The sequence below is a fragment of the Spirillospora sp. NPDC048911 genome, assembly GCF_043198015.1.
In the GTDB taxonomy this organism is placed as follows: domain Bacteria; phylum Actinomycetota; class Actinomycetes; order Streptosporangiales; family Streptosporangiaceae; genus Spirillospora.
The window spans coordinates 945,756-967,727 of record NZ_JBICUD010000001.1 but is presented as its reverse complement, the minus strand read 5'-3'; the positions used below and the strand labels follow the sequence as shown (position 1 = coordinate 967,727).

The following is a 21,972-nucleotide window of genomic DNA, read 5'->3' as shown; positions in this document are numbered from 1 at the left end:
GAGTCCCATCCCTGGTGAAGTGGGCTCACCGGGCGCCTTCCTCTTTCGCTAGCAAGGAGTACGCGTTGAGCCAGAGTCAAGAGACACTTTCGAATCTGCTGCAGGAGACGCGGCGCTTCGACCCGCCCGCCGAGCTCGCCGAGGCCGCCAACGTCAAGGCCGGCGCGTACGACGAGGCGGCTGCGGACCGGCTCGGCTTCTGGGAGCAGCAGGCCGACCGGCTGACATGGGCCAAGCGCTGGGACACGGTTCTCGACTGGAGCAAGCCCCCGTTCGCCAAGTGGTTCGTCGGCGGCGAGCTGAACGTCGCGTACAACTGCGTCGACCGCCATGTGGAGGCGGGCAAGGGCGCCAAGGTCGCGTTCCACTGGGAAGGCGAGCCCGAGGACGACACCCGCACGCTGACCTATGCCGACCTTCAGCGCGAGGTCAACAAGGCCGCGAACGCACTGCTGGAGCTCGGCGTGCAGAAGGGCGACCGGGTCGCCATCTACATGCCGATGATTCCCGAGCTGCCGATCTCGATGCTCGCGTGCGCGCGTATCGGCGCCACGCACTCGGTGGTGTTCGGCGGGTTCTCTGCGGACGCGCTCAAGACCCGCATCCTGGACGCCCAAGCCAAGCTCGTGATTACCGCAGACGGTGGTTACCGACGCGGCAAGCCTTCCTCGCTCAAGCCGACCGTGGACGAGGCGGCCGCAGCGGCCGACTGCGTCGAACACGTCCTGGTCGTACGGCGAACGGGCGAAGAGGTCGCGGAGCACGAGCGGGACGTCTGGTGGCACGACATCGTCGACCGCCAGGCCGAGCAGCACACCGCCGAGCCGCATGACGCCGAGCACCCGCTCTACATCCTCTACACCTCCGGAACGACGGGTAAGCCAAAGGGCATCCTGCACACCACAGGCGGCTACCTGACCCAGACCGCCTACACCCACCACGCGGTCTTCGACCTCAAGCCGGAGACCGACGTCTACTGGTGCTCGGCCGACATCGGCTGGGTGACCGGCCACTCCTACATCGTGTACGGGCCGCTCGCCAATGGCGCGACCAGCGTGATGTACGAGGGGACGCCCGACACCCCGCACCGCGGCCGCTGGTGGGAGATCATCCAGAAGTACAAGGTCTCGATCTTCTACACCGCGCCGACCGCGATCCGTACGTTCATGAAGTGGGGCGACGACATCCCAGCGCAGTTCGACCTGTCGTCGCTGCGCGTCCTGGGCAGCGTCGGCGAGCCGATCAACCCCGAGGCGTACGTCTGGTACCGCGAGCACATCGGCGCCAGCAAGACCCCTGTCGTCGACACCTGGTGGCAGACGGAGACCGGCGCCATCATGATCAGCCCGCTGCCGGGCGTGACCGCAGGCAAGCCTGGCGCGGCCATGAAGCCCCTGCCGGGCATCGTGGCGGACGTGGTGGACGACCAGGCGCAGTCCGTGCCGAACGGCGGCGGCGGGTTCCTCGTGGTCAAGGAGCCGTGGCCGTCGATGCTGCGCACGATCTGGGGCGACGACGAGCGGTACGTGAAGACGTACTGGTCGCGCTTCGACGGGCTCTACTTCGCCGGCGACGGCGCCAAGAAGGACGCGGACGGCGACCTGTGGCTGCTCGGCCGGGTGGACGACGTCATGCTCGTGTCCGGGCACAACATCTCCACCACGGAGGTCGAGTCGGCGCTGGTCTCGCACCCGAAGGTCGCCGAGTCGGCGGTCGTCGGGGCCACCGACCCCGTCACGGGGCAGGCCATCGTCGCGTTCGTCATCCCGCGCGGCAGCGCCGGCGAGGAGGTCGAGGGCGAGGACTTCATCAAGGAGCTGCGCGACCACGTCTCCAAGACGCTGGGCCCGATCGCCAAGCCCCGCCAGATCATGATCGTTCCGGAGCTGCCGAAGACCCGCTCGGGCAAGATCATGCGTCGTCTCCTCCGCGACGTCGCCGAGAACCGCAGCATCGGTGACGTCACCACGCTGGCCGACAGCACGGTGATGGACCTCATCTCCGAAAAGCTCCCCAGCGCCAAGTCCGAAGACTGACCGACACACCGAAAACTGACCCGCACACCGCAGACGCCCCGGAGCCCCCTTGACACCTTCAAGGGCCCGGGGCGTTGCGCTGCCCCCTCGTTCCCTGTGCGTAAGGGGAGGCTGCGTTATCCCCTCAGTGTGGACGGGGAAGGCTGCGCTACTTCCCCGTTCTGCGTGACGAGGGAAGGTCGTCCTCGCAGGCAGGGGAAGTTAGTGCGGCGTGGTTGATGAACGGCGCGGGTAGGCTTCCGCCTAGGTGTGCCGGGAAGTCTGGTCGGCGGGGTCGTTCCACCCTTGGTTCAGAGAAGGGGTGGCTGACCTCGTCCTAGAGTCCGCTACTGCTTCCCGGAGGACCTGTGCCGCGTCGCGCCGCCGTCGCCACCCGCTGGCCGTTCCGTCCGACCGCCAGGTACGGCCGCAATCTTGCTGAGGCGCTCCGGACCGAGACCGTCGGCGGCGTCATCATGTTGGCGGCCACGCTCATCGCCTTGGCCTGGGCCAACACCCCCTGGGCACGCTTCTACGACGACCTGCGGGCGTACGAGATCAGCCCGTCCTGGCTCGGCCTCGGCCACATGGACCTGCAGCATTGGGCGTCGAGCGGATTGCTCGCGGTCTTCTTCTTCATCGCCGGCCTGGAGCTGCGCGAGGAGATCACCCACGGCGAGCTGCGCGATCCGCGGGACGCCGCGCTGCCGGTGATCGCGGCGGTCGCCGGGGTGGCGACGCCGGCGTTGATCTTTCTGGCGGTGAGCGCGGGCCAGGCCGGCGCGGCGCGCGGGTGGGCCGTGCCGACCGCCACCGACATCGCGTTCGCGCTGGCCGTGCTGGCGGTGACGTTCACCCGGTGCCCGGCGCCGCTGCGCGCGTTCCTGCTGACGCTCGCGGTCGTGGACGACCTCATCGCGATCACGATCATCGCGATCTTCTACACCGACGGACTCTCGTTCCTGCCGCTGCTGGCCAGCGTGCTGCTGATCGCGGTGTACGGGGCGGTGCAGGCGAAAGGGCTCCGCTCCCCCTGGATCTACGCGCCGCTGGCCGTTCTGGCCTGGTACTTCATGCAGCGCAGCGGCATCCACGCGACCGTCGCCGGGGTGGCCCTCGGCATGCTCACCAGCAGCCGCGAGACGCCGGACGACCTGCCCACCAACGCCGAGCGTGCCGACCATGTGTTGCGGCCGTTCTCGGCAGGGTTCTGCGTGCCGGTGTTCGCGTTCCTGTCCGCCGGGGTCGTGTTGAGCGGCTCCGCGCTGGAAGCCGTCTTCGGCGACCGGGTGGCCCTCGGCGTGATCGCCGGGCTGGTGATCGGTAAATTCGTGGGGGTCTTCGGCGGGGCGTGGGCGGCCGTACGGCTCGGGCTCGCCACGCTCGGGGACGAGCTGCACTGGCGGGAGATCGCCGGCGTGGCGATGCTGGCCGGTGTCGGCTTCACCGTTTCCCTGCTGATCGGCGGTTTGGCCTACCCCGACCCATCACAATTCGAGAGAGTGACAACAGCGGTCCTGATCGCGAGCCTGTTCGCGTCGCTGGCCGCCAGCTTGGTTTTCCGGCACCGGGTCCGGCAGCGTGCGCGTGCGGAGGTCTCCGACGACGGCGGATGACCCCGGGCCAGGGCGGACGACCCCGGCTGGCATGCCGGAGCGCCCGGCTGTCAGGCTGTGGCCGCCCCCGCACGATCGGTGGCCCCGGCAGGACGGTGGTCTCCGCGATACCGGTGGCCCCCAACCGGAGGCCCGCATCCGGGGCCTGGAAGGAGAGAGCGATATGACCGAGGCACTGCCGGGCGAGCGCATCGAGGACAAATCCCTCGGTGAGCTGGTCGCGCTGGCGTCGAGCAACGTCTCCAATCTGGTCAGGGCAGAGATGGACCTGGCCAAGATGGAGCTCAAGGGCGACGCCAAGAAGGCGGCGCTGGGCAGCGTGATGTTCTCCATCGCAGGGCTCTGCGGCGGAATGATCGTGATCCTGCTGTCGATCGCCCTGGCGTACGGCCTGGTCGCGCTCGGCATCTGGCACTGGGCCGCGTTCCTCATCGTGGCGGCCGTGTACGCCGTGCTGGCGGCGGTCCTGATAGGCATCGGCTACCTCCGGATGAAGAAGATCGACGGCGCGAAGCGCACCCGCCGCACCCTCAAGGACGATCTGACGATGCTGCGCAAGCGCGGTGAGGATCGGGAGCTTGCCCAGAAAGACCCGGACACTCCCGCGTTGACGGACTGACCGCGCATGGCCGGGCGCGACGAATCGGTCATCGAGATCGAGGGTCCCTGGACCCACCGGGCGGTCAGCGCCGGCGGCACCCGCTTCCACGTGGCGGAGATGGGCGAAGGGCCGCTGGTCCTGCTCCTCCACGGCTTCCCTGAGTTCTGGTGGTCGTGGCACAACCAGCTGGTGTCCCTGTCTGCCGCGGGCTATCGCGCGGCTGCCGTAGACCTGCGCGGGTATGGCGGCAGCGACAAACCGCCGCGTGGCTACGACCTGGTCACCCTCGCCGGGGACGCGGCGGGTCTCGTGCGCGCACTTGGCGAGGCCAACGCGATCGTCGTCGGCCATGACCTCGGCGGACTCCTGGCGTGGACGATGGCCGTCTACCACCCCAAGGTCGTACAACGCTTGGCCGTTGTCAGCGCCCCACATCCGCTACGCCTGCGACAGGCCGTACGAGCGGACATCCGAGGGCAGACCTGGGCGACCCGGCACACGTTCGCATTCCAAGTCCCCATGTGGCCGGAACGTCGCCTCGTCCAGGACAACGCCGCTCTCGTAGGCCGCCTCCTGCACGACTGGTCGCGGCCAGGGTGGCCTGATGAACGCACCGAACAAGTCGTACGGCGAGCCGTGCAAATCCCTGGCGTGGCCCACTGCGCCCTGGAATACCACCGATGGCTCTTCCGGTCTCAGCCTCGCCCGGACGGGATCCGCTACGCACGCCAGATGCGTACCCCCATCCAGGTGCCGACCTTGCAACTACACGGCGCGCTGGACCCATGCATGCTCCCGAGCAGCGCCCAGGGCTCCGGCAGGTACGTGGCGGCCCCCTACCGCTGGAAGCTCATCGAGGGCGCGGGCCATTTCCCCCACCAGGAACGTCCCCGCACGTTCGACACCCAGCTCCTCGGCTGGCTGAACGACCCCGAACCCGACCGCTGACCTCGGGGCTCGGGGCGTACCGTGGCCTCATGCGGGACCGGGATGAGACGGGACGGGCACGGAACGCACGGCCACGGGACGCCTACGGCCGCCCATTGCCCCATGGAGCGGCCGGCGAGCCGACCATGCCCGATGATCTAGAGCTTCCCCCGCCGGAGGCTCTGAACGAAGCTCAGCGGCTTCTGGACGCCGATCGTCCCTTCCATGCCCACGAAGTCCTGGAAGCCGTCTGGAAGGCCGCCCCGGACCCCGAACGTGAACTCTGGCGTGGCCTGGCCCAGGTCGCGGTCGGCATAACCCACCTCCGCCGCGGCAACCCCCGCGGCGCCAAAGCCCTCCTAGCCCGAGCCGCCGACCGCCTGGAGCCGTACGCGGCCCACCCCCCGTACGAGATCGACGCCCACGGCATCATCCACACCGCCCGCGCACTGGCCGCCCGCCCTGAAGAGTCCACAGACCCAGTCCGCCTAACCCTGACCCGCTCCACCTAGACCGGACCAGGTCCGCAAAAGCCTGCCCGCGCCACATGAGCTCTGCCCGCACCTCGCAAGCGTGCCGCGAGCACTTGTTGTGGGCGTGGGGCGATTAGTCGGAGCAGTTGCCTGTTGAGGCGGGGAGGGTGGCGGTGGCGCCGGCGCGCGCGTCGGGGGCGACCTCTTCGGCGGTGAGGGCGTAGCCGGTGGGGGTGTCGGTGTCCAGGGCCGCCGCGAAGATGACGCCGTAGACGCTGCCGTCCCTGGCGAGGAGGGGGCCGCCGGAGTTGCCGGGCTCGACCTTGCCGCGGATCGCGTAGATCTCACGGCTGACCTGGCCGGAGTGGTAGATGTCCTGGCCGCGGGCGGTCTGCTTGGCGCGGATGCGAGCGGCGTCCGGGGTGAACGGGTGGTTCTTGGGGAAGCCGGCGATGATGGCGTCGTCCTGGTTGCGGGCCGGCCCGGCGAACTTCAGGGCGGGCACCTTGAGGCCGGGCACGTACAGAACGGCGATGTCGCGGCGCGGGTCGTACAGCACGACACGGGCGGACGAGGCGCTCGGGGCGCCCAGCGGCCGTACCTGGGAATCGCCGCGGGCACCGGCCACCACATGCGCGTTGGTCATGACGCGTTCGGGCGCGAAGACGAACCCCGTGCCCTCGATGCGGCGCTGGCACTGCGGCGCGACGCTGACGATCTTGACGATGCTGCGCTTGGCGTTCTGCAGCGCCGGGGTGTTGAGGATCGCGCCGTCCGGCGGCGGCACATCGGTGATCGACTCGCCGCCGAGGCCGTTGAAGACCTGCGGGAAGCCGCTGTCCTCCTTGACGAACTTCTTGAACGAGCTGAACCACGTCTGCGCCTGCTGCGGCATCATCGTGTCGACGCCATTGATGATCGACGAGCCGTCGACCTGCGTCCGGATGGGCTTGAACGCCGACTGTGACACCAGGCTGCCGAAGAACCAGGCCACGAGCACCAGCGACAGGGCGCTCACCACGGCGCCGCCCGCCGCGTCCACCGTGCGGGCGTTGATGCCGGTCACGCGGTTGCGCAGCACGGCCCCGCCGGACGAGGCGATCAGCTGCCCGAGGGTCGCCGCCAGGAAGGCGATGACGATCGCCAGCAGCGCCTGCTGCGCCGTCCCTTTCACCACCGCCTCGGCGATCGGCGGCGCCACGAGGACGCCCACGACGCCACCGCCGACGAAGCCGACGAAGCTCAGCAGGCTCACGATGAAGCCCTGCCGGTAGCCCGAAACCGCGAACAGCACGATGAGCACTAGCAGGATCAGGTCAAGAACGTGGTCGCCCAGCACCGCTTCACCGTATAGCGCGATGGCCGGTGTTCACGTCCCCTCTGCGGACCAGATTCGGTGACCCGGCATACGCGCGGGGAACGACCCGGCCCCGCCACCGTACTCGCGAGGGGTGACACCGAGGTGCGCGGATCAGCTGCGAGCAGCGAGGTTGTGGACTTCGGGCGGCAGGTCCTCGATGTGGCCGGGGTCCCACGGCCGATCCCAGCCGCCGGCCTCCAGCACCTGCGTGAGCAGGCCCGCCGTGAATCCCCAGACGAGCATCCCGCGGACCTTGAACGCAGGCCCGAGGGTCATTCCGGACGGGTGCCGCACGGTCAGGCGGTTAGCCGGATCCACCAGTTCGGCGATCGGGACGCGGGCCACGGTGGCGACCTCACCAGGGTGACCTGGCGAGACTTCGGAAGGCTCCCGCCACCAAGCCGCTACTGGCGTGACTCGGTATCCGCTGTGCGACAGATAGAGCTCCGGCAATACGGCGAGGACATCACAGCCGGAGGCCAGGACGCCTGCCTCTTCCCAGGCCTCGCGCAACGCCGCGTCCACCGGTCCGTCGTCCTCGGGATCGATCCGGCCCCCGGGGAACGCGGGCTGGCCGGCGTGCTTGTTGAGCGTGGCGGCCCGTTCGGTCAGCAGGATGTCAGGGCCGTCAGACCCCTCACCGAAGAGGATCAGCACCGCGGCGGGCCGCGCGGTCCGCGTCGGGCGCAGGAACGGCGGAACCGTCATCCGCGGCGCCGCCGCGACGAAGTCGTTGAGCCACTCGGGGTAGGAGGCCGCCTTTTCCGTCACGCCACTCCCAACCCGATCACGCTCACAATCCTTCCCGTTCCAATATTCTCGCTACCCAGTCTGGCCGGTGCAGAAGGTCAGTTGGGCGGACCGTTCTTGACCAGCTTGCGCGCGGTCTCCTCGTCGACGGGACCCTCGCCGAACGACGGGCAGAGACGCGCCAGCGGGCAGACGCCACAGGCGGGACGGCGCGAGTGGCACATCCGGCGGCCGTGCCAGATCAGCCGGTGGGACAAGATCGTCCATTCCTTGCGCGGGATGAGCTCGCCCACCTCGTGCTCGACCTTCACCGGGTCGGTGTCGGTGGTCCAGCCGAATCGGCGCACCAGGCGGCCGAAGTGGGTGTCGACGGTGATCCCTGGAACGTCGAAGGCGTTGCCCAGCACGACGTTCGCGGTCTTGCGGCCGACGCCCGGAAGGGTGACCAGCTCGTCCATCGTCCTCGGGACCTCGCCGCCGAAGTCGTCGCGCAGCGCGGTCGAGAGGCCCAGCAGGGACTTGGCCTTGTTGCGGTAGAAGCCCGTCGGCTTGATCAACGCCTCGAGATCTTCGGGATTGGCGGCCGCCATCTCCGCGGCGTCGGGGTACTTGGCGAAGAGCGCGGGAGTCGTCAGATTGACCCGTACATCGGTGGTCTGCGCCGACAGCACGGTCGCCACCACCAACTGGAACGCGTTCTGAAAATCCAGCTCGCAGTGAGCGTCCGGATACGTGTCGGCCAGAATCCGGTTCATCCGCCGGGCCCGGCGAACCAGCGCGAGCCGGGACTCGGGGGCCTTGGAACGTGGCCGGGGCCTCGTCGAGCCCGCCTCAGTGGTCGCCATACCCGCAAGAGTAGAGCGCCAGGGCGGAAAGGTGGGGTTCGCCGCCGGGACAGCCCGATGACCAGGTTCGTGACCGTCCGATATCGGATGAACAGGTCCGGTGTGACGGCCTTCACCCGATGGTCCGTACACTGGTCAGGCAGAACTTCGGCGACCAGCAGGCCAGACGACCCCGCTGGTCCGGCTCGTAGCGGACGCCGGGACGGATCGGCAGCGACCCGCCCGGGCCGGTGAACGAGTCGGACGCGGTCTCGTACGGGACTGCCGGCGCGCCGAAATCGAGGCGGGATCACCGTTTCGGGGTAGGAGGACGGGAGCAGGAACACGTCCTCGGCTTCGGCGCGCCGTGGCCCCACCTTCACGTACGCGGTGGGACGTACGTCACACTAAGCATGTAGGTGTTCGAGGAGGAGAAGCGTGACCGACCGCGACGTGGACGTTCTGAGCAGAGCTCCGCTCTTCGAGGCCCTCGACGAGCAGGGGGCCAAGGCGCTGCGCGCCAATGTGACCGAGGTGCGACTGGCCCGCGGGCAGACGCTCTTCAACGAGGGCGAGACGGGCGACCGCCTGTACGTCGTCCTCGAGGGCAAGATCAAGCTGACCAGGACCGCGCCGGACGGCCGCGAGAACCTGCTGAGCGTGCTGGGCCCGAGCGAGATGTTCGGCGAGCTCTCGCTGTTCGACCCGCGTCCCCGGACGGCCAGCGCGATCGCCGTGACCGAGTGCCGGCTGGCCGGACTCGGCCACGATGACCTGCGGCCTTGGCTGACCGGGCACCCGGAGGTCGGCGTTCAGCTGCTCCGCGCCCTCGCGCAGCGGCTGCGCAAGACCAACGACATCATGGCCGACCTCGTCTTCACCGACGTGCCGGGTCGTGTCGCCAAGGCTCTGCTCGACCTCGCCGAGCGTTTCGGCCAGCCGTCCGAGAACGGGCTGCACGTCCACCACGACCTCACGCAGGAGGAGCTAGCCCAGCTGGTCGGCGCCTCGCGCGAGACCGTCAACAAGGCCCTGGCCGACTTCGCCCAGCGCAACTGGCTCCGCATCGAGGCCCGCGCCGTCGTCATCCTCGACATCGACCGCCTCCGCAAGCGCTCCAAGTAGACCCGGTCCGGCCACAGCCCAGGTCAGGCCCTCGGCTCAGCCGAGCGGGCCTTGCGCGCAGCGCGCGGCGCCGCCTCCCAAGACGCCGCGCGCCGCCGCCCTCAACAACGCCGTCGACACAACGACCCTCAAGCCGTCCCACAGCTGCAACTGCCCACCAGTTCACTTGCAACTGCCTGCCGGTTCAGCTGCAATCGCCCGTTGGTTCGCTTGGCCAGACTCTGGTGCGTTCTAGAGGGCGCCGCGGTCGTTCAGGTATTCGAGTTGTGACTGCACCGACCATTCGGCGGCGGGCCAGAGAGACTTGTCCACGTCCGCATACACGACCTCGACCACCTCACGGGCAGTACGGGCGCCCGCCTTTACGGCGGCCTCGACCTGGGCGAGGCGTTCACGCCGGTGGTTGATGTAGTGGTCGAGGGCGGCGATGGGGTCGTCCAGCTTGGGGCCGTGGCCCGGCAGGATGGTGGCCGCTTCGGCTTCCTCGGAGAACTTCCGCAACCGGTCGAGGGAGCTCAGGTAGTCGCCGAGTTTCCCCTCGACCACGGTCGTCCCATATCCCAAGACGGTGTCGCCGGTGAGCACGGCGCCATCGGCGGGGATCCAGAACGTGAGCGAGTCGTTCGAGTGGCCCGGCGTCTCCATGACCCGCAGCTCCAGGCCACCGGTGGTGACGACGTCCCCCTCGACCAGGCCCTCGTCCCCGAGGCGATGCCGCGGGTCCATCGCCCGCACGGGCACGGCAGGGCCTGCGAGCTCGGCGAACTTCTTGGCGCCGGCCGAATGGTCCGGATGCCCGTGGGTCAGGAGAACGAGGCCGACCCGTCTGCCCTGACCGGCGACGATGTCCGCGACCCGGCTCAGGTGCTTGCCGTCCTTCGGTCCGGGGTCGATGACGACGACCTCGTCCGCGCCGGGCTCGCCGATGATCCAGGTGTTGGTGCCGTCCAGGGTCATCGCGGACGGATTGGGCGCAAGTACACAGGTAGCCCGCTCCGTGCCCATCCCGTCGATCTCGCTCATTTCACCCATCTTGCCCGAGCGCCGATCGGGGTGACCGACCGGATTCCACCCGAGGCGATCGAGGTGCCGCAGCGCCGACGTGCCGCTGAGCCGGTACATGGCCGCCTGCCAGAGAGGCGTCTTGTACCTCGCCAGGCGCCGCGGAAGCATCTCGCTAGCCCTCCGGGTAGTGACGGCCCATGTCGGGTGGGAGGACGAGATAGGCCTCGCCGTCGATGATCTCCGCCTTGGGCTCGTACACGACGATCTCGCGCGTGGCGGCGAGCACGTCCGCCACCGTCTCGTACTCGGCGAGTTCGGCCAGCGTGGCCAACGTCGGCGGCAGCATGAACCACTCGCCCTCGCGAGCCCGCTCGGCCGCCTCGCCCGGCCGCACCCAGGCGACCTGATCGGCCTCGGTGCTGACGTCCCGGGCACGCTGGCCGGCCGGCATCGCCGCCACGAAGAACCGCGTGTCGTACCGCTTGGGCTCGATCGCCGGAGTGATCCAGTGCGCCCAGGGACGCAGCAGGTCCGAACGGAGAACGAGCCCGCGCCGGTCCAGGAACTCCCGGAATGAAAGGGATCGATCCAGCAGCGCCTGCCGGTCGGCCTCCCAGCCGTCCCCGCGCGTGTCGTCCACGACGGAGCCCCCGGTCGGCCCCGCGAGCAGGACGAGAGTCTCCTCGAACGTCTCGCGCACCGCCGCGCAGACCAGCTCGCGCGAGAGCGTCTCGTCCGCCTTGAACGCCTTCCCCCACTCGGCGGCGGACGGACCCGACCATGCGATCGTGTCGTCCCCGTCGCGCGGATCCACCCCTCCGCCAGGGAAGACGTAGGCGCCGGGTGCGAACGCCATCGACGACACGCGTCGCAGCATGAACGCCTGCAGCCCGTGCTCAGGATGATCTCGCAGTACGACCACGGTGGCGGCGTGACGAGGTGGGACGGGCTGGATGCTGCCATCCTGAATGCCCTGGATCTGCTCCCGGAACTCCGCCGGCAGTTTCAGCCCGTTCACCGTCGTCCGACCAAACGCTCGTTCCTCATGGCGGCCAATTCGGACATACCGAATGCCATTCCGTCAAGGGCCGGCCGCTCAGGCGATCTCGACGATGAGCTCGACCTCGACCGGGGCGTTGCGCGGCAGAACACCGACGCCGACCGCGCTCCGGGCGTGCCGGCCCGCGTCGCCGAAGACCTCGCCCAGCAGGTCGCTGGCCCCGTTCACCACTTGCGGCTGGCCGTAGAAGTCCGGCGCGCTGGCCACGAAGCCGACGACCTTCACAATCCGCTTGACCTTGGAAAGGTCGCCGACCTCCGCCTTGATCGCGGCGATCGCGTTCAGCGCGCAGATCCGGGCCTGCTCGAACGCCTGCTCAGCGGTCACCTCGGCCCCGACCTTGCCGGTGACCCGCAGCTCACCCTTGACCATCGGAAGTTGCCCCGCCGTGTAGACGAGTGATCCGGTACGCGCCGTCGGCACATACGAGGCGAGCGGCGCGACGACCTCGGGCAGTTCCAGGCCGAGCTCCCGGATGCGCTCCTCTGGCGAAGCCACCCTCACTGCTCCACTTCACGCTTGAAGTAGGCCACCAGGTTCTCCGGGTTGGGGCCCGGGAGAACGGTGACGAGCTCCCACCCGTCCTGGCCCCAGTTGTCAAGGATCTGCTTCGTCGCGTGAACCAGCAGCGGCACGGTCGCATATTCAAAGCGCTTCATGCCCCGAGCCTAGCGACCTGCCCCGTCCGGCCGGGCCCACACACCACCCTGAGTCTCCGCAGGCCGCATCGGCTAATCGGCAAGCACCCAAGAGCTCCGAAGCCAAGCGCCGCCCTGAACGAACTCTCCCAGCCCTGCGTTGACAGGCGTCCACCTGCGCAGCTCCCGCAGCGCTTAGGTGACAGCGCCAAGCCCCCGAATCAATCGGACGGTCCGTACATGCGAGCGGTATGCATTTAGACGCTCGCTCGCACGGGCAGTCGGTTCGCACGGGCGGTCGGCTGCTCCTACGAGCGCGTGCTCGCACGGACGGTCTTGCTCGTAGGGCAGTCAGCTCGCGGGACGATCAGCTCGCATGGACGGGCCGCTCCTACAGGCGCGGTTCCCATGGACGGGTCGGCTCGCGCGGAGCGGGCGGCTCGCGCGGGCGGGCGGCTTGTGGGGTGGTCAGGTAGCGGGGTCTCGGCGGGTTGGGGTGGGCTCTTCGGTTAGCGGGTCGGGTGCGGGGTCGGCTTGGCGGGCGGCTTCGATGCCGGGAGTCTCGGCGTCGGAGGCGGCGGCTACCAGCGGGCTCTGCTTCTTGGGCTCGTCCAGGCCGAGGACGGGCGGAACCTCTCCGGCGCCTTCGAGCGGCGGGGACTGTTCCGCGGCCTTGGCCAGCTCCTGCTCGGCCTTGGCGAGGCGTTCACCCAAGCCTGGCTTCTCCGGGGCCTGAGCGGCGGGCTGGTCGTTTCCACCTGACCCGGCCACGCGGTCGAAGAAGCGCAGGATCTCGACCGGCAGCGGCATCACGAGCGTGCTGTTCTTCTCGGCCGAGACCTCGACGACGGTCTGGAGCAGGCGCAGCTGGAGGGCCGCCGGGTCCTGCGACATGATCTCGGCCGCGGCGGCCAGGCGCTTGGACGCCTGGAACTCACCGTCGGCGGTGATGATGCGGGCGCGGCGTTCCCGTTCGGCCTCGGCCTGGCGGGCCATCGACCGCTTCATGCCCTCCGGCAGCGAGACGTCCTTGATCTCGACGCGTTCGATCCGGATGCCCCAGGGCGCGTCGGTGATCTCGTCCATGATGGCGCGGAGCCGAATGTTGATCTTCTCGCGTTCACCGAGGAGCTCCTGCATGTCGGTCTGGCCGATGACCGAACGCAGCGACGTCTGGCCGATCTGGGAGACCGCGTAGCCATAGTTCTGGACGTTCACGATGGCCTTCACCGGATCGATCACGCGGAAGTAGACGACGGCGTCGACGCGCACGCTCACGTTGTCCTGCGTGATCCCCTCCTGCGCCGGCACGTTCATGGTGATCGTCTGCCGGTTGACCTTCTGCATCCGTTCGACGATCGGAACGATCACCGTCAGGCCGGGAGCCCGCACCGCGCCGGGACGCAGCTGCTCACCCCGTCGCACTTGCCCGAATCGGAACACGATGCCGTGTTCGTACTGCTGGACCACCTTGACCGACGCCACGGCCGTGATCAGACCCAAAATCCCGAGGATCGCGAGCAGTGTGAGAAATACCGCCATGACGAGCACCTCCGCTTGGCGAAAACCCGAAGCTCATGGTTCGGACGTACCCGGCCACGCATCGGTTCACGTTTCCCAGCTAACCCCGTGGGCACGGCCGAATACAACGGCCTGGCAAGCGATTCCACGGCCCGGACGGCACCGTGTCAGGGATCACTTGCATGAGTACGGGCGCCCTCTGAAGTCCTTGCCGAGCGAACGATATGGTCAATTGGGTGAGCGCGAAAGACACTGACTGGGACGGCGTACGTCTCCATGTCGTCACCGGTAAGGGCGGCACGGGCAAGACGACCGTCGCGGCAGCCCTGGCCCTGGCGCTGGCCGCCGGAGGCCGCAAGGTGCTGCTGGTGGAGGTGGAGGGCCGGCAGGGCATCGCCCAGCTGTTCGACTGCCCGCCACTGCCCTACGAGGAGCGCAAGGTCGCCGTCGCCCCCGAGGGCGGCGAGGTGTACGCGCTCGCGATCGACACCGAAGAGGCGCTCGTCGAGTACCTCGAGATGTTCTACAACCTCAAGCGGGCCGGCAAGGCGATGTCCAAGCTGGGCCTGGTCGACTTCGTGACGACGATCGCCCCGGGTCTGCGCGACGTCATTCTCACTGGCAAGACGAGCGAATCCGTCCGCCGCAAGAAGAAGGACGGCTCGTTCATATACGACGCGGTCGTCATGGACGCGCCGCCGACCGGGCGGATCACCAAGTTCCTTAACGTGAACGATGAGGTCTCTGGCCTGGCCAAGGTGGGGCCCATCCGCAACCACGCCGACACGGTTATGAAGGTCGTGCGCAGCCCTGAGACCGCGGTGCACTTCGTCACACTGCTGGAGGAGATGCCGGTCCAGGAGACCATGGACGGCATCCACGATCTCACCGAGGTCGGGCTCCCGGTCGGCGGCGTGATCATCAACATGGAGCACCCGCCGGTGCTGAGCGAGGACGACCTGGCGGCCGCCGCCGCGGGCACCCTGGACCGGGACGAGATCGTCCGGGGGCTCAAGGCGGCCGGGCTCGAACACGACGCCGAGACCGTCGCCGCCGAGCTCATCCGCGAGGCCGCCGAGCACGCCCAGCGCACCGCGCTCCAGGAGCGCGAGAAGGAACGCCTCGAAGGCATCGACCGGCCGCGCTACGTCCTGCCGCTGCTGACCGACGGCATGGACCGGGCCGGGCTGTACGACCTGGCGGAGGCACTTCGCAAGCAGGGAGCCGCCTGAGATGAGCCCGACCGACAAGACCCCGCCGTCGCTCAACGTGGACGCCCTGCTCGACGACCCCCGCACGAAGATCATCGTGTGCTGCGGATCCGGTGGCGTGGGCAAGACCACGACCGCCGCGGCGCTGGGCGTCCGAGCCGCCGAGCGCGGACGTGACGTCGTGGTGCTGACCGTCGACCCGGCGCGCCGTCTCGCCCAGTCGATGGGCCTGTCCGAGCTCGACAACAGCCCGCGCAAGATCGAGATCGAGGGCGACGGCGAGCTGCACGCCATGATGCTCGACATGAAGCGCACCTTCGACGAGATCGTTGAGGCGCATTCCGACCCCGACCGGGCGAAGACGATCCTGGCCAACCCGTTCTACCAGTCGCTGTCCTCGTCCCTGTCGGGCACGCAGGAGTACATGGCGATGGAGAAGCTCGGCCAGCTGCACCGTTCGGGCGCCTGGGACCTGATCATCGTCGACACCCCGCCGTCCCGGAACGCGCTGGACTTCCTGGACGCTCCCGAACGCATGGGCCGCTTCCTCGACGGCCGCTTCATGAAGATCCTCGCCGCCCCGGCCAAGACCGGCGGCCGCTTCGGCGTCAAGGTGATCAGCGCCGGTTTCGGCATGTTCACCGGCGTGATCAACAAGGTGCTCGGCGTCCAACTGCTCCGTGACGTGCAGACCTTCGTCGCCGCGTTCGACACGATGTTCGGCGGCTTCCGCGAGCGCGCCGAGAAGACGTTCAAGCTCCTCCAGACCCCTGGCACGGCCTTCCTGGTCGTCGCGGCCCCCGAGCCCGACGCCCTCCGCGAGGCGTCCTACTTCGTCGAACGTCTCGCCGAGGAGCGCATGCCGCTCGCGGGCCTGGTCGTCAACCGCGTCCACGAGTCGGCTGCCGACAGCCTGTCCGCCGCCCGCAGCCAGGCCGCCACCGAGAACCTGGAGGAACGCGGCGACCACCACCTCACCGCCGCCCTCCTGCGCATGCACACCGATCGCATGCAACTGGCCGCCCGCGAAGAACGCCTGCGCGAGCACTTCGCCTCCACCCACCCCACGGTCCCGGTCACCGCCGTCCCGGCCCAAGCCGAAGACGTCCACGACCTAGACGGCCTCCGCCGCGTAGGCAACGACCTAACCCGCCCAGCCGCCTAACCCGCAGATCCCCCCCGCAGCCCAGCAGGACGTCGCAGCGTTGCAGGGAAACGCAACCTCGCATCACCCATCAGCCCACGCAGTGCAGGCTTGCAGGCCAGTCCCGCAACTACGGCACAGCCCGCCGCCCGATCGGCGGACGCGGCACAGGCGCGCAAAGCGCATGCTCGCAGGGCGGCGCATCCTCACAGCGCGGGGCCATCTTCGCAGCACGGCGCACGCACCTAGTACGCCTCGCGGGCCACAAGTGCTCATGCCACGCGTGGCACAGGCTCGCTAAGGCGGCGCGGCCCGCGCGGGCGCGTGGCGGGCCATGTGGGATGGGCTCGCTGGGGCGGCACGGCGCCGCGGGACGACACGGGCGCGGAGGGCTTTGCAGCACGGGCTCGCTGAGCGGCGCAGCGCGCGGCGCAAGCGCGAAACGAGAGCACACGGCACGCCTCGCAGGGCACAGGTGCGCCCGCAGCCCCGCAGCGCGTGGCGAGCCCTGCGGCGCAGGCCGGCTGGGCGGGATGGGGTCGTGGGACGACGCAGGTGTGCGGAGGGCCTCTCGGCGCGGGCTCGGTGAAGCGGCGTGGGGCGGCCTGGGCCCTCTTCGAGTAGTGCCTGGGGGCTAGAGAGACCGTATTTGGACCGGATTGTTGGTGTTTGCCCGAGGTTGTCCCGGAACGGGGACCTTGGGGTAAACCGTGAGGTGGCGGCCGGATGCGGTCATTGGGGGTTTCGGCGGGCACCGGAGGCGGGCTGGGGCGGGCCGAAAAGAAAGCGTGTAGGCCCGCACCTGACCGAGGTACGGGCCTACAACTACTACAACTAAGACCTGTGACGGTCTCTGGACCGTGCTGGAACGGGCTAATCCGATCTCGGGGAACGGGCAGCCCGGCTCCGCCTGGAGGCGATCAGCTGGCGACGAGCTCACTCTCGTCGACATCGACCGAACGCTCGTACTCCTCCTTGGCGGTCTCCAGCAGCTCGCGCCACGATTCCACGTCCGGACGCCGCCGCAGCAAGGCTCGCCGCTCACGCTCGGTCATCCCACCCCAGACACCGAATTCGATCCGGTTGTCGAGAGCGTCAGCGAGGCACTCCGTGCGCACCGGGCAGCCGCGGCAGATGAGCTTGGCTCGGTTCTGCGCCGCTCCCTGCACGAACAGGGCATCTGGATCCGCGTTACGGCAGGCGGCGCGGGCGGTCCAATCCGTGATCCACATCTTGGCCCCACTCCCCTAGGGTCTGTGTCGATTTGCGCTCCATGGCCAGACGGGCGCGGACGTCAGGCCGCCAAACGAAAGCCGTGGGGAAGAACTTACGGAAGCGAGGGACGATTCAACAGCCCCCGATGGGCCCATTCTCGATATAGCCCACCAGGGCCATACCGCCGGAACGGACTAGTTACCTCTAGTCGACGCGTCGCCCACCGTGCCGGTTGACATCACGACAGACCCGGCACGCGAGGCGGTCAGCCGACGATCTACGGTTCGGCAGGTGGTGCGCGTGGGGTGGGCACTGGTAGTCGCGCGTACCCTAGTCCCCGTGCATGATGCGAATAAGGGACGAGTCGCCGCCTTCTCCACGCTGTTCCGGCTGCTGGTGGCTGGTGTCGTCGCGGGAGTCCTGGTCGCCTTCATCGTGCTGCCGGGAGTCGGCAGCGCGGGTTTGACCGCGCGTGACGCGGCGACCAACTTCCAGGAAATGGACAGCGAGCTCAAGACGTCGAAGCCGTCGGCCCAGACGAAGGTGTTCGACGCGAGCGGCAAGCAGTTCGCCACGTTCTTCGACAAGTACCGCGAACCGATCCGTCTCGACCAGGTCGCCCCCATCATGAAGAAGGCGATCGTCGACATCGAGGACTCGCGGTTCTACGAGCACGGCGCGCTGGACCTGAAGGGCACGATCCGCGCGCTGGCCAAGAACGTCGAGTCCGACCAGACCCAGGGCGGTTCGACCCTTACGCAGCAGTACGTCAAGAACCTCCTCGTCGACAACGCCAAGACCGACGCCGAGTACAAAGAGGTGACGGCGCCCACGGTCGGACGCAAGCTCCGCGAGTTGCGCTTCGCCCTCGACCTTGAGCAGAAGATGTCCAAGGACGAGATCCTGCAGGGCTACCTCAACATCGCCTACTTCGGCGCCGGCGCGTACGGCATCGAGGCCGCGGCCCGGCGGTACTTCAGCAAGTCCGCCGCCCAGCTCAACCTCGACCAGGCCGCCCTGCTGGCCGGTGTCACCCAGAACCCCGCCGCGTTCGACCCGATCCGCAACGGCAAGGACGCCCGCAAGCGGCGCGACATCGTCCTCTACCGCATGGCGGAGCTCGGGCACATCACGAAGGCCCAGGCGGACGCGGCCGCCGCCAAGCCGATCAAGCTCAACCGGACCGACCCCGTCGGCGGTTGCGAGACCAGCGACGCCCCGTACTTCTGCGAGTACGTGAAGTTCGACCTGCTCAACATCCTGTCGGACGGCAAGTACTGGTCCCTCAAGGAGAAGCAGAAGCAGGACGTCGTCAACAAGCTCAACCGTGGCGGCTACACGGTCCGCACCACCCTCGACATGAAGGCCCAGCGCGCGGTCGACCGGGCCCTGCGCAACTACGTCGCTCCCGGCGGCCACCGGGTCGGCGCCGAGTCGATGGTCGAGCCGGGCACCGGCTACGTCCGCGCCATCGGCCTCAGCAAGCGGTACGGCAGCAAGAAGGGCCGGACGACCCTCAACCTGCCCGCCGACGCGGCTCACGGCGGTGGTGGCGGCGTGTCCGCCGGCTCGACGTTCAAGATCTTCACCCTGATCGCGGCGCTCGACCAGGGCATCCCGATCAACACCTCGATCGCGGCGGGCGCGCAGACGACCGTCACCGGGCTGACCGACTGCAAGGGCGGCGGCACCGGCGTCTTCAGCCCGCGCAACTCCGACCCCGCCGAAAAGGGCGCGTACAACCTCAAGACCGGCACCTGGCACTCGGTCAACACCTTCTACGCGCAGCTCGAGAAGCGCGTCGGCCTCTGCGAGTCGGTCAAGATGGCGCAGAAGTTCGGCATGAGGCGCGCCGACGGCCGGCCGTTCCTGGAGGTCCCCTCGCAGGTGCTCGGCACGAACGAGATCGACATGGTGCACCTCTCCGCCGCCTACGCGGGCATCGCGGCGCGCGGCAAGTACTGCGCCCCCGTCTCGGTCACCGAGGTCATCGACGGCGAGGGCAAGAAGGTCAAGACCCCCAAGGCGGACTGCCGCCAGGTCGTCGACCAGCCCGTGGCCGACAAGGTGAACGACATCATGACGGGCGTCCTGACCAGGGGCACCGCCAGGGGCGGCGGCATCGGCCGTCCCGCCGCCGGCAAGACCGGCACCTGTGAGGCCCACACCTGCGCGGTCTTCGCCGGGCACACCCCCAACCTGGCCGCGGCCGTCGCCTACTGGGACCCGCGGGGCCCGGTCCGCTACCCGGTGAACGTCTTCGGCGCCGACCAGCCGCTGTCGATCTGGCGGCAGAGCATGCAGAACGCTCTCGCGGGCAAGCCCGCTCCCGGCTTCGCCCAGTCGACCGAGGACTTCGGCGACACCAGCAGCGTTCCGGACGTTCGCGGCATGTCGGTCGGTGCCGCAATGGCCGCCCTCAGGGGCGCTGACCTCCAGGGCAAGGTGGCACCCCAGCCCGTCCCGTCGGATCTGCCCAAGGGCAAGGTGGTCAACACCTCGCCCGGCGCCAACGCCGAGGTCGCCCCCGGCACCACTGTCATGCTCTTCATGAGCAGCGGCCGCAAGGGCGGCGGCCCTGGCCGCGGCGAAGGCCCGGGCCGGGGTGAAGGCCCAGACCGAGGCAACTTGCCCTGGCCGTTCTAGCCCTTTGGCCTGGCGCTTCTAACCCTTCTCCGAACGAAACGAAGGCTCCCGTACCCCACCGGGTAAGGGAGCCTTCGCCTTTAGGACCGCTCAGCCGAGGAGTTGGCGCTTGACCTCGGCGGCAACTCGGCCACCTTCGGCGCGGCTCGCGACCTTGGGGTTGACGACCTTCATGACCTGGCCCATGGCGCGCGGGCCCTCGGCCCCGGTCTCGGCGATCGCGTCGGTGACGAGGGCCTTCAGCTCCTCATCGGACAGCTGCGCCGGCAGGTAGTCCTCCAGGACCGCGTTCTCGTCCCGTTCCGCCTGGGCCTGCTCGTCGCGGCCGGCGTCGGCGAACGCCGTGGCGGCCTCGCGGCGCTTCTTGGCCTCGCGGTTGAGCACCTTCACGACGTCATCGTCGGACAGCTCACGCGGCTGCTTGCCCGCGACCTCCTCGTTCTTCACCGCGGTCAGGGCCATGCGCAGCGTACGGGTACGCAGCTCGTCACGGGCCTTCATCGCGACCGTGAGGTCGGACTCCAGCTTCTCCTTCAGGGCACTCATGGTCACATCATGCCCGCATGGCGGCTCCAGCCTCACCAGGATTACGTGTGGGCGCGTCCGGAGTTCTGCGGAACGCCCATGTCTGCGACGATGGACGCGTCATTTGGAGGGAGAACCGTGCGAAAGCTCTACGCCGCGCCACTGGCTCTGGTGGGCATCGGCGCCGCCACGTTCGGCTACGCCTCGGTCATCGAACGGAACTGGTTCCGCCTGCGCCGCTTCGAGGTCCCGGTGCTGCCGCCCGGACGGCCCTCCATCAAGATCCTGCACGTCTCCGACGCGCACCTCACACCGGGCCGGCGCCGCCTGATCCACTGGGTGCGCTCCCTGGACGCGCTGGAGCCCGACCTGGTGATCAACACCGGTGACTCGATCTCGCATCCGGACGCCATCGGCCCATTCCTGGGCGCACTGGGCCCCCTCCTCGACCGCCCCGGCGCCTTCGTCTACGGCTCCAACGACCTCTACTCGCCGATCTTCAAGAACCCCACCCGCTACGTGTGGCGCACGTCTCAGTCCGACTACAAGAAGCGCCGCCGCGAACCCGACCTGCCGTACCGCGAATTGGGCTCCTCCCTGCAGGCCGCGGGCTGGCTGGACCTCAACAACCGGATCGGCCGCCTCAAAGTAGGAAGCCTCGACGTCGAATTCGGGGGCATCGACGACTCCCACATCAACCGCGACCGCTACGACAAGATCGCCGGCCCCGTCGACCCGCGCGCGGACGTCCACCTGGGCGTCATGCACTCCCCCGAGCCCCGCAACATGGACCGTTTCGCCGCCGACGGCTACGACCTGCTCCTCGCGGGCCACACCCACGGCGGCCAGGTATGCGTGCCCTTCTACGGCGCCCTGGCGACCAACTGCGGCATCGACCGTCCCCGGGTGAAGGGCCTGCACCAGCACCGCGGCTCCTGGCTCCACGTCTCCGCGGGCCTGGGCACGTCCCCCAAGGCCCCGATGCGCTTCTGCTGCCCCCCGGAGGCATCCCTGCTCACCCTCGTCCCCCGCCCCTGAGATAATGGGGACGCAGCACCCCCAAGCATCCGCTAAAGTAGTCGAGGCGCCGGGAGGCACGTACGACTCCCGGGCAGCCACCAACCGGGGTGTAGCGCAGCTTGGCAGCGCGCTTCGTTCGGGACGAAGAGGTCGTGGGTTCAAATCCCGCCACCCCGACAGAAAACGCCAGTTCAGAGGCCGGTTCCTGAAGATCAGGAACCGGTCTTTGATCGTTTGTCCGTGATTCGTCCCTGGGATTGAACGTCACCTCCCGGCACCGTCCGTGCCCTCAAAGG

20 protein-coding genes and 1 tRNA gene are annotated in these 21,972 nt (G+C 68.8%); 11 read left to right on the top strand and 10 right to left on the bottom strand.

Annotation, left to right across the window (positions count from 1 at the left end):
- The first annotated feature begins 65 nt into the window (after nt 1–65).
- The 5 genes from acs to ACGFNU_RS04555 all read left to right on the top strand — a co-directional run bounded on the left by acs (nt 66) and on the right by ACGFNU_RS04555 (nt 5,671).
- Nucleotides 66–2,036, top strand: a complete 1,971-nt coding sequence (gene acs / locus ACGFNU_RS04575) for an acetate--CoA ligase (protein WP_392590127.1) — start codon at nt 66–68, stop codon at nt 2,034–2,036.
- A 347-nt stretch (nt 2,037–2,383) separates the two neighbouring features.
- On the top strand, nt 2,384–3,631 hold the full coding sequence (gene nhaA / locus ACGFNU_RS04570) for a Na+/H+ antiporter NhaA (RefSeq protein WP_392590125.1): 1,248 nt from the start codon (nt 2,384–2,386) through the stop codon (nt 3,629–3,631).
- Nucleotides 3,632–3,794: 163 nt separating this feature from the next.
- Complete coding sequence (locus ACGFNU_RS04565) at nt 3,795–4,250, top strand: phage holin family protein (RefSeq protein ID WP_392590124.1); 456 nt, start codon at nt 3,795–3,797, stop codon at nt 4,248–4,250.
- A 6-nt stretch (nt 4,251–4,256) separates the two neighbouring features.
- Entirely contained in the window at nt 4,257–5,180 is a 924-nt protein-coding gene (locus tag ACGFNU_RS04560) for an alpha/beta fold hydrolase (RefSeq protein WP_392590123.1), read from the top strand.
- 29 nt (nt 5,181–5,209) lie between these two features.
- Nucleotides 5,210–5,671: a DUF309 domain-containing protein gene (locus tag ACGFNU_RS04555; RefSeq protein WP_392590122.1), complete on the top strand. Its 462-nt coding sequence runs from the start codon at nt 5,210–5,212 to the stop codon at nt 5,669–5,671.
- 94 nt (nt 5,672–5,765) lie between these two features.
- On the opposite strand, the gene ACGFNU_RS04550 is transcribed toward ACGFNU_RS04555, so the two are convergent.
- From ACGFNU_RS04550 to nth, 3 genes are all read right to left on the bottom strand, one after another.
- The gene (locus ACGFNU_RS04550; protein ID WP_392590120.1) at nt 5,766–6,971 is read right to left on the bottom strand and encodes a MarP family serine protease; all 1,206 of its coding nucleotides are present in this window, start codon (nt 6,969–6,971) and stop codon (nt 5,766–5,768) included.
- A gap of 132 nt (nt 6,972–7,103) precedes the next feature.
- Nucleotides 7,104–7,700: an NUDIX hydrolase gene (locus ACGFNU_RS04545; RefSeq protein WP_392591002.1), complete on the bottom strand. Its 597-nt coding sequence runs from the start codon at nt 7,698–7,700 to the stop codon at nt 7,104–7,106.
- Between the two features lie 140 nt (nt 7,701–7,840).
- Nucleotides 7,841–8,587, bottom strand: coding sequence for an endonuclease III (gene nth, locus ACGFNU_RS04540; RefSeq protein ID WP_392590118.1), 747 nt, complete (start codon nt 8,585–8,587; stop codon nt 7,841–7,843).
- A gap of 417 nt (nt 8,588–9,004) precedes the next feature.
- Between nth and ACGFNU_RS04535 the strand changes: the two genes are divergently transcribed.
- The gene (locus ACGFNU_RS04535) at nt 9,005–9,691 is read left to right on the top strand and encodes a Crp/Fnr family transcriptional regulator (RefSeq protein WP_151559439.1); all 687 of its coding nucleotides are present in this window, start codon (nt 9,005–9,007) and stop codon (nt 9,689–9,691) included.
- A gap of 231 nt (nt 9,692–9,922) precedes the next feature.
- Here ACGFNU_RS04535 and ACGFNU_RS04530 read toward each other — a convergent pair whose 3' ends face one another.
- From ACGFNU_RS04530 to ACGFNU_RS04510, 5 genes are all read right to left on the bottom strand, one after another.
- A complete protein-coding gene (locus ACGFNU_RS04530) occupies nt 9,923–10,714 on the bottom strand; it encodes an MBL fold metallo-hydrolase (protein ID WP_392590116.1) in 792 nt (263 codons plus the stop codon).
- A gap of 154 nt (nt 10,715–10,868) precedes the next feature.
- Nucleotides 10,869–11,705, bottom strand: a complete 837-nt coding sequence (locus tag ACGFNU_RS04525; RefSeq protein WP_392591000.1) for an NUDIX hydrolase — start codon at nt 11,703–11,705, stop codon at nt 10,869–10,871.
- Nucleotides 11,706–11,792: 87 nt separating this feature from the next.
- Nucleotides 11,793–12,254 (bottom strand): RidA family protein, encoded by a 462-nt coding sequence (locus ACGFNU_RS04520; protein WP_392590115.1) that lies wholly within the window; start codon nt 12,252–12,254, stop codon nt 11,793–11,795.
- A 2-nt stretch (nt 12,255–12,256) separates the two neighbouring features.
- Nucleotides 12,257–12,415, bottom strand: coding sequence for a DUF4177 domain-containing protein (locus ACGFNU_RS04515; protein ID WP_151559442.1), 159 nt, complete (start codon nt 12,413–12,415; stop codon nt 12,257–12,259).
- Nucleotides 12,416–12,862: 447 nt separating this feature from the next.
- Nucleotides 12,863–13,936, bottom strand: a complete 1,074-nt coding sequence (locus ACGFNU_RS04510) for a slipin family protein (RefSeq protein WP_392590113.1) — start codon at nt 13,934–13,936, stop codon at nt 12,863–12,865.
- Nucleotides 13,937–14,151: 215 nt separating this feature from the next.
- On the opposite strand from ACGFNU_RS04510, the gene ACGFNU_RS04505 reads away from it, so the two are divergent.
- Both ACGFNU_RS04505 and ACGFNU_RS04500 read left to right on the top strand, forming a co-directional pair.
- The gene (locus ACGFNU_RS04505) at nt 14,152–15,147 is read left to right on the top strand and encodes an ArsA-related P-loop ATPase (protein WP_392590112.1); all 996 of its coding nucleotides are present in this window, start codon (nt 14,152–14,154) and stop codon (nt 15,145–15,147) included.
- 1 nt (nt 15,148) lies between these two features.
- Nucleotides 15,149–16,291 (top strand): ArsA family ATPase, encoded by a 1,143-nt coding sequence (locus ACGFNU_RS04500; protein WP_392590110.1) that lies wholly within the window; start codon nt 15,149–15,151, stop codon nt 16,289–16,291.
- A gap of 899 nt (nt 16,292–17,190) precedes the next feature.
- Here the strand turns inward: ACGFNU_RS04500 and ACGFNU_RS04495 are convergent.
- Nucleotides 17,191–17,502, bottom strand: a complete 312-nt coding sequence (locus ACGFNU_RS04495; RefSeq protein ID WP_151559446.1) for a WhiB family transcriptional regulator — start codon at nt 17,500–17,502, stop codon at nt 17,191–17,193.
- Between the two features lie 322 nt (nt 17,503–17,824).
- On the opposite strand from ACGFNU_RS04495, the gene ACGFNU_RS04490 reads away from it, so the two are divergent.
- On the top strand, nt 17,825–20,131 hold the full coding sequence (locus ACGFNU_RS04490) for a penicillin-binding protein (protein ID WP_392590108.1): 2,307 nt from the start codon (nt 17,825–17,827) through the stop codon (nt 20,129–20,131).
- Nucleotides 20,132–20,221: 90 nt separating this feature from the next.
- Here the strand turns inward: ACGFNU_RS04490 and ACGFNU_RS04485 are convergent, their stop codons facing one another.
- Nucleotides 20,222–20,677 (bottom strand): GatB/YqeY domain-containing protein, encoded by a 456-nt coding sequence (locus ACGFNU_RS04485; protein WP_392590106.1) that lies wholly within the window; start codon nt 20,675–20,677, stop codon nt 20,222–20,224.
- Between the two features lie 117 nt (nt 20,678–20,794).
- On the opposite strand from ACGFNU_RS04485, the gene ACGFNU_RS04480 reads away from it, so the two are divergent.
- Together ACGFNU_RS04480 and ACGFNU_RS04475 are read left to right on the top strand one after the other, a co-directional pair.
- A complete protein-coding gene (locus ACGFNU_RS04480) occupies nt 20,795–21,694 on the top strand; it encodes a metallophosphoesterase (protein WP_392590104.1) in 900 nt (299 codons plus the stop codon).
- Nucleotides 21,695–21,779: 85 nt separating this feature from the next.
- Nucleotides 21,780–21,853: transfer RNA gene (locus ACGFNU_RS04475), tRNA-Pro, on the top strand.
- Nucleotides 21,854–21,972 lie beyond the last annotated feature (119 nt).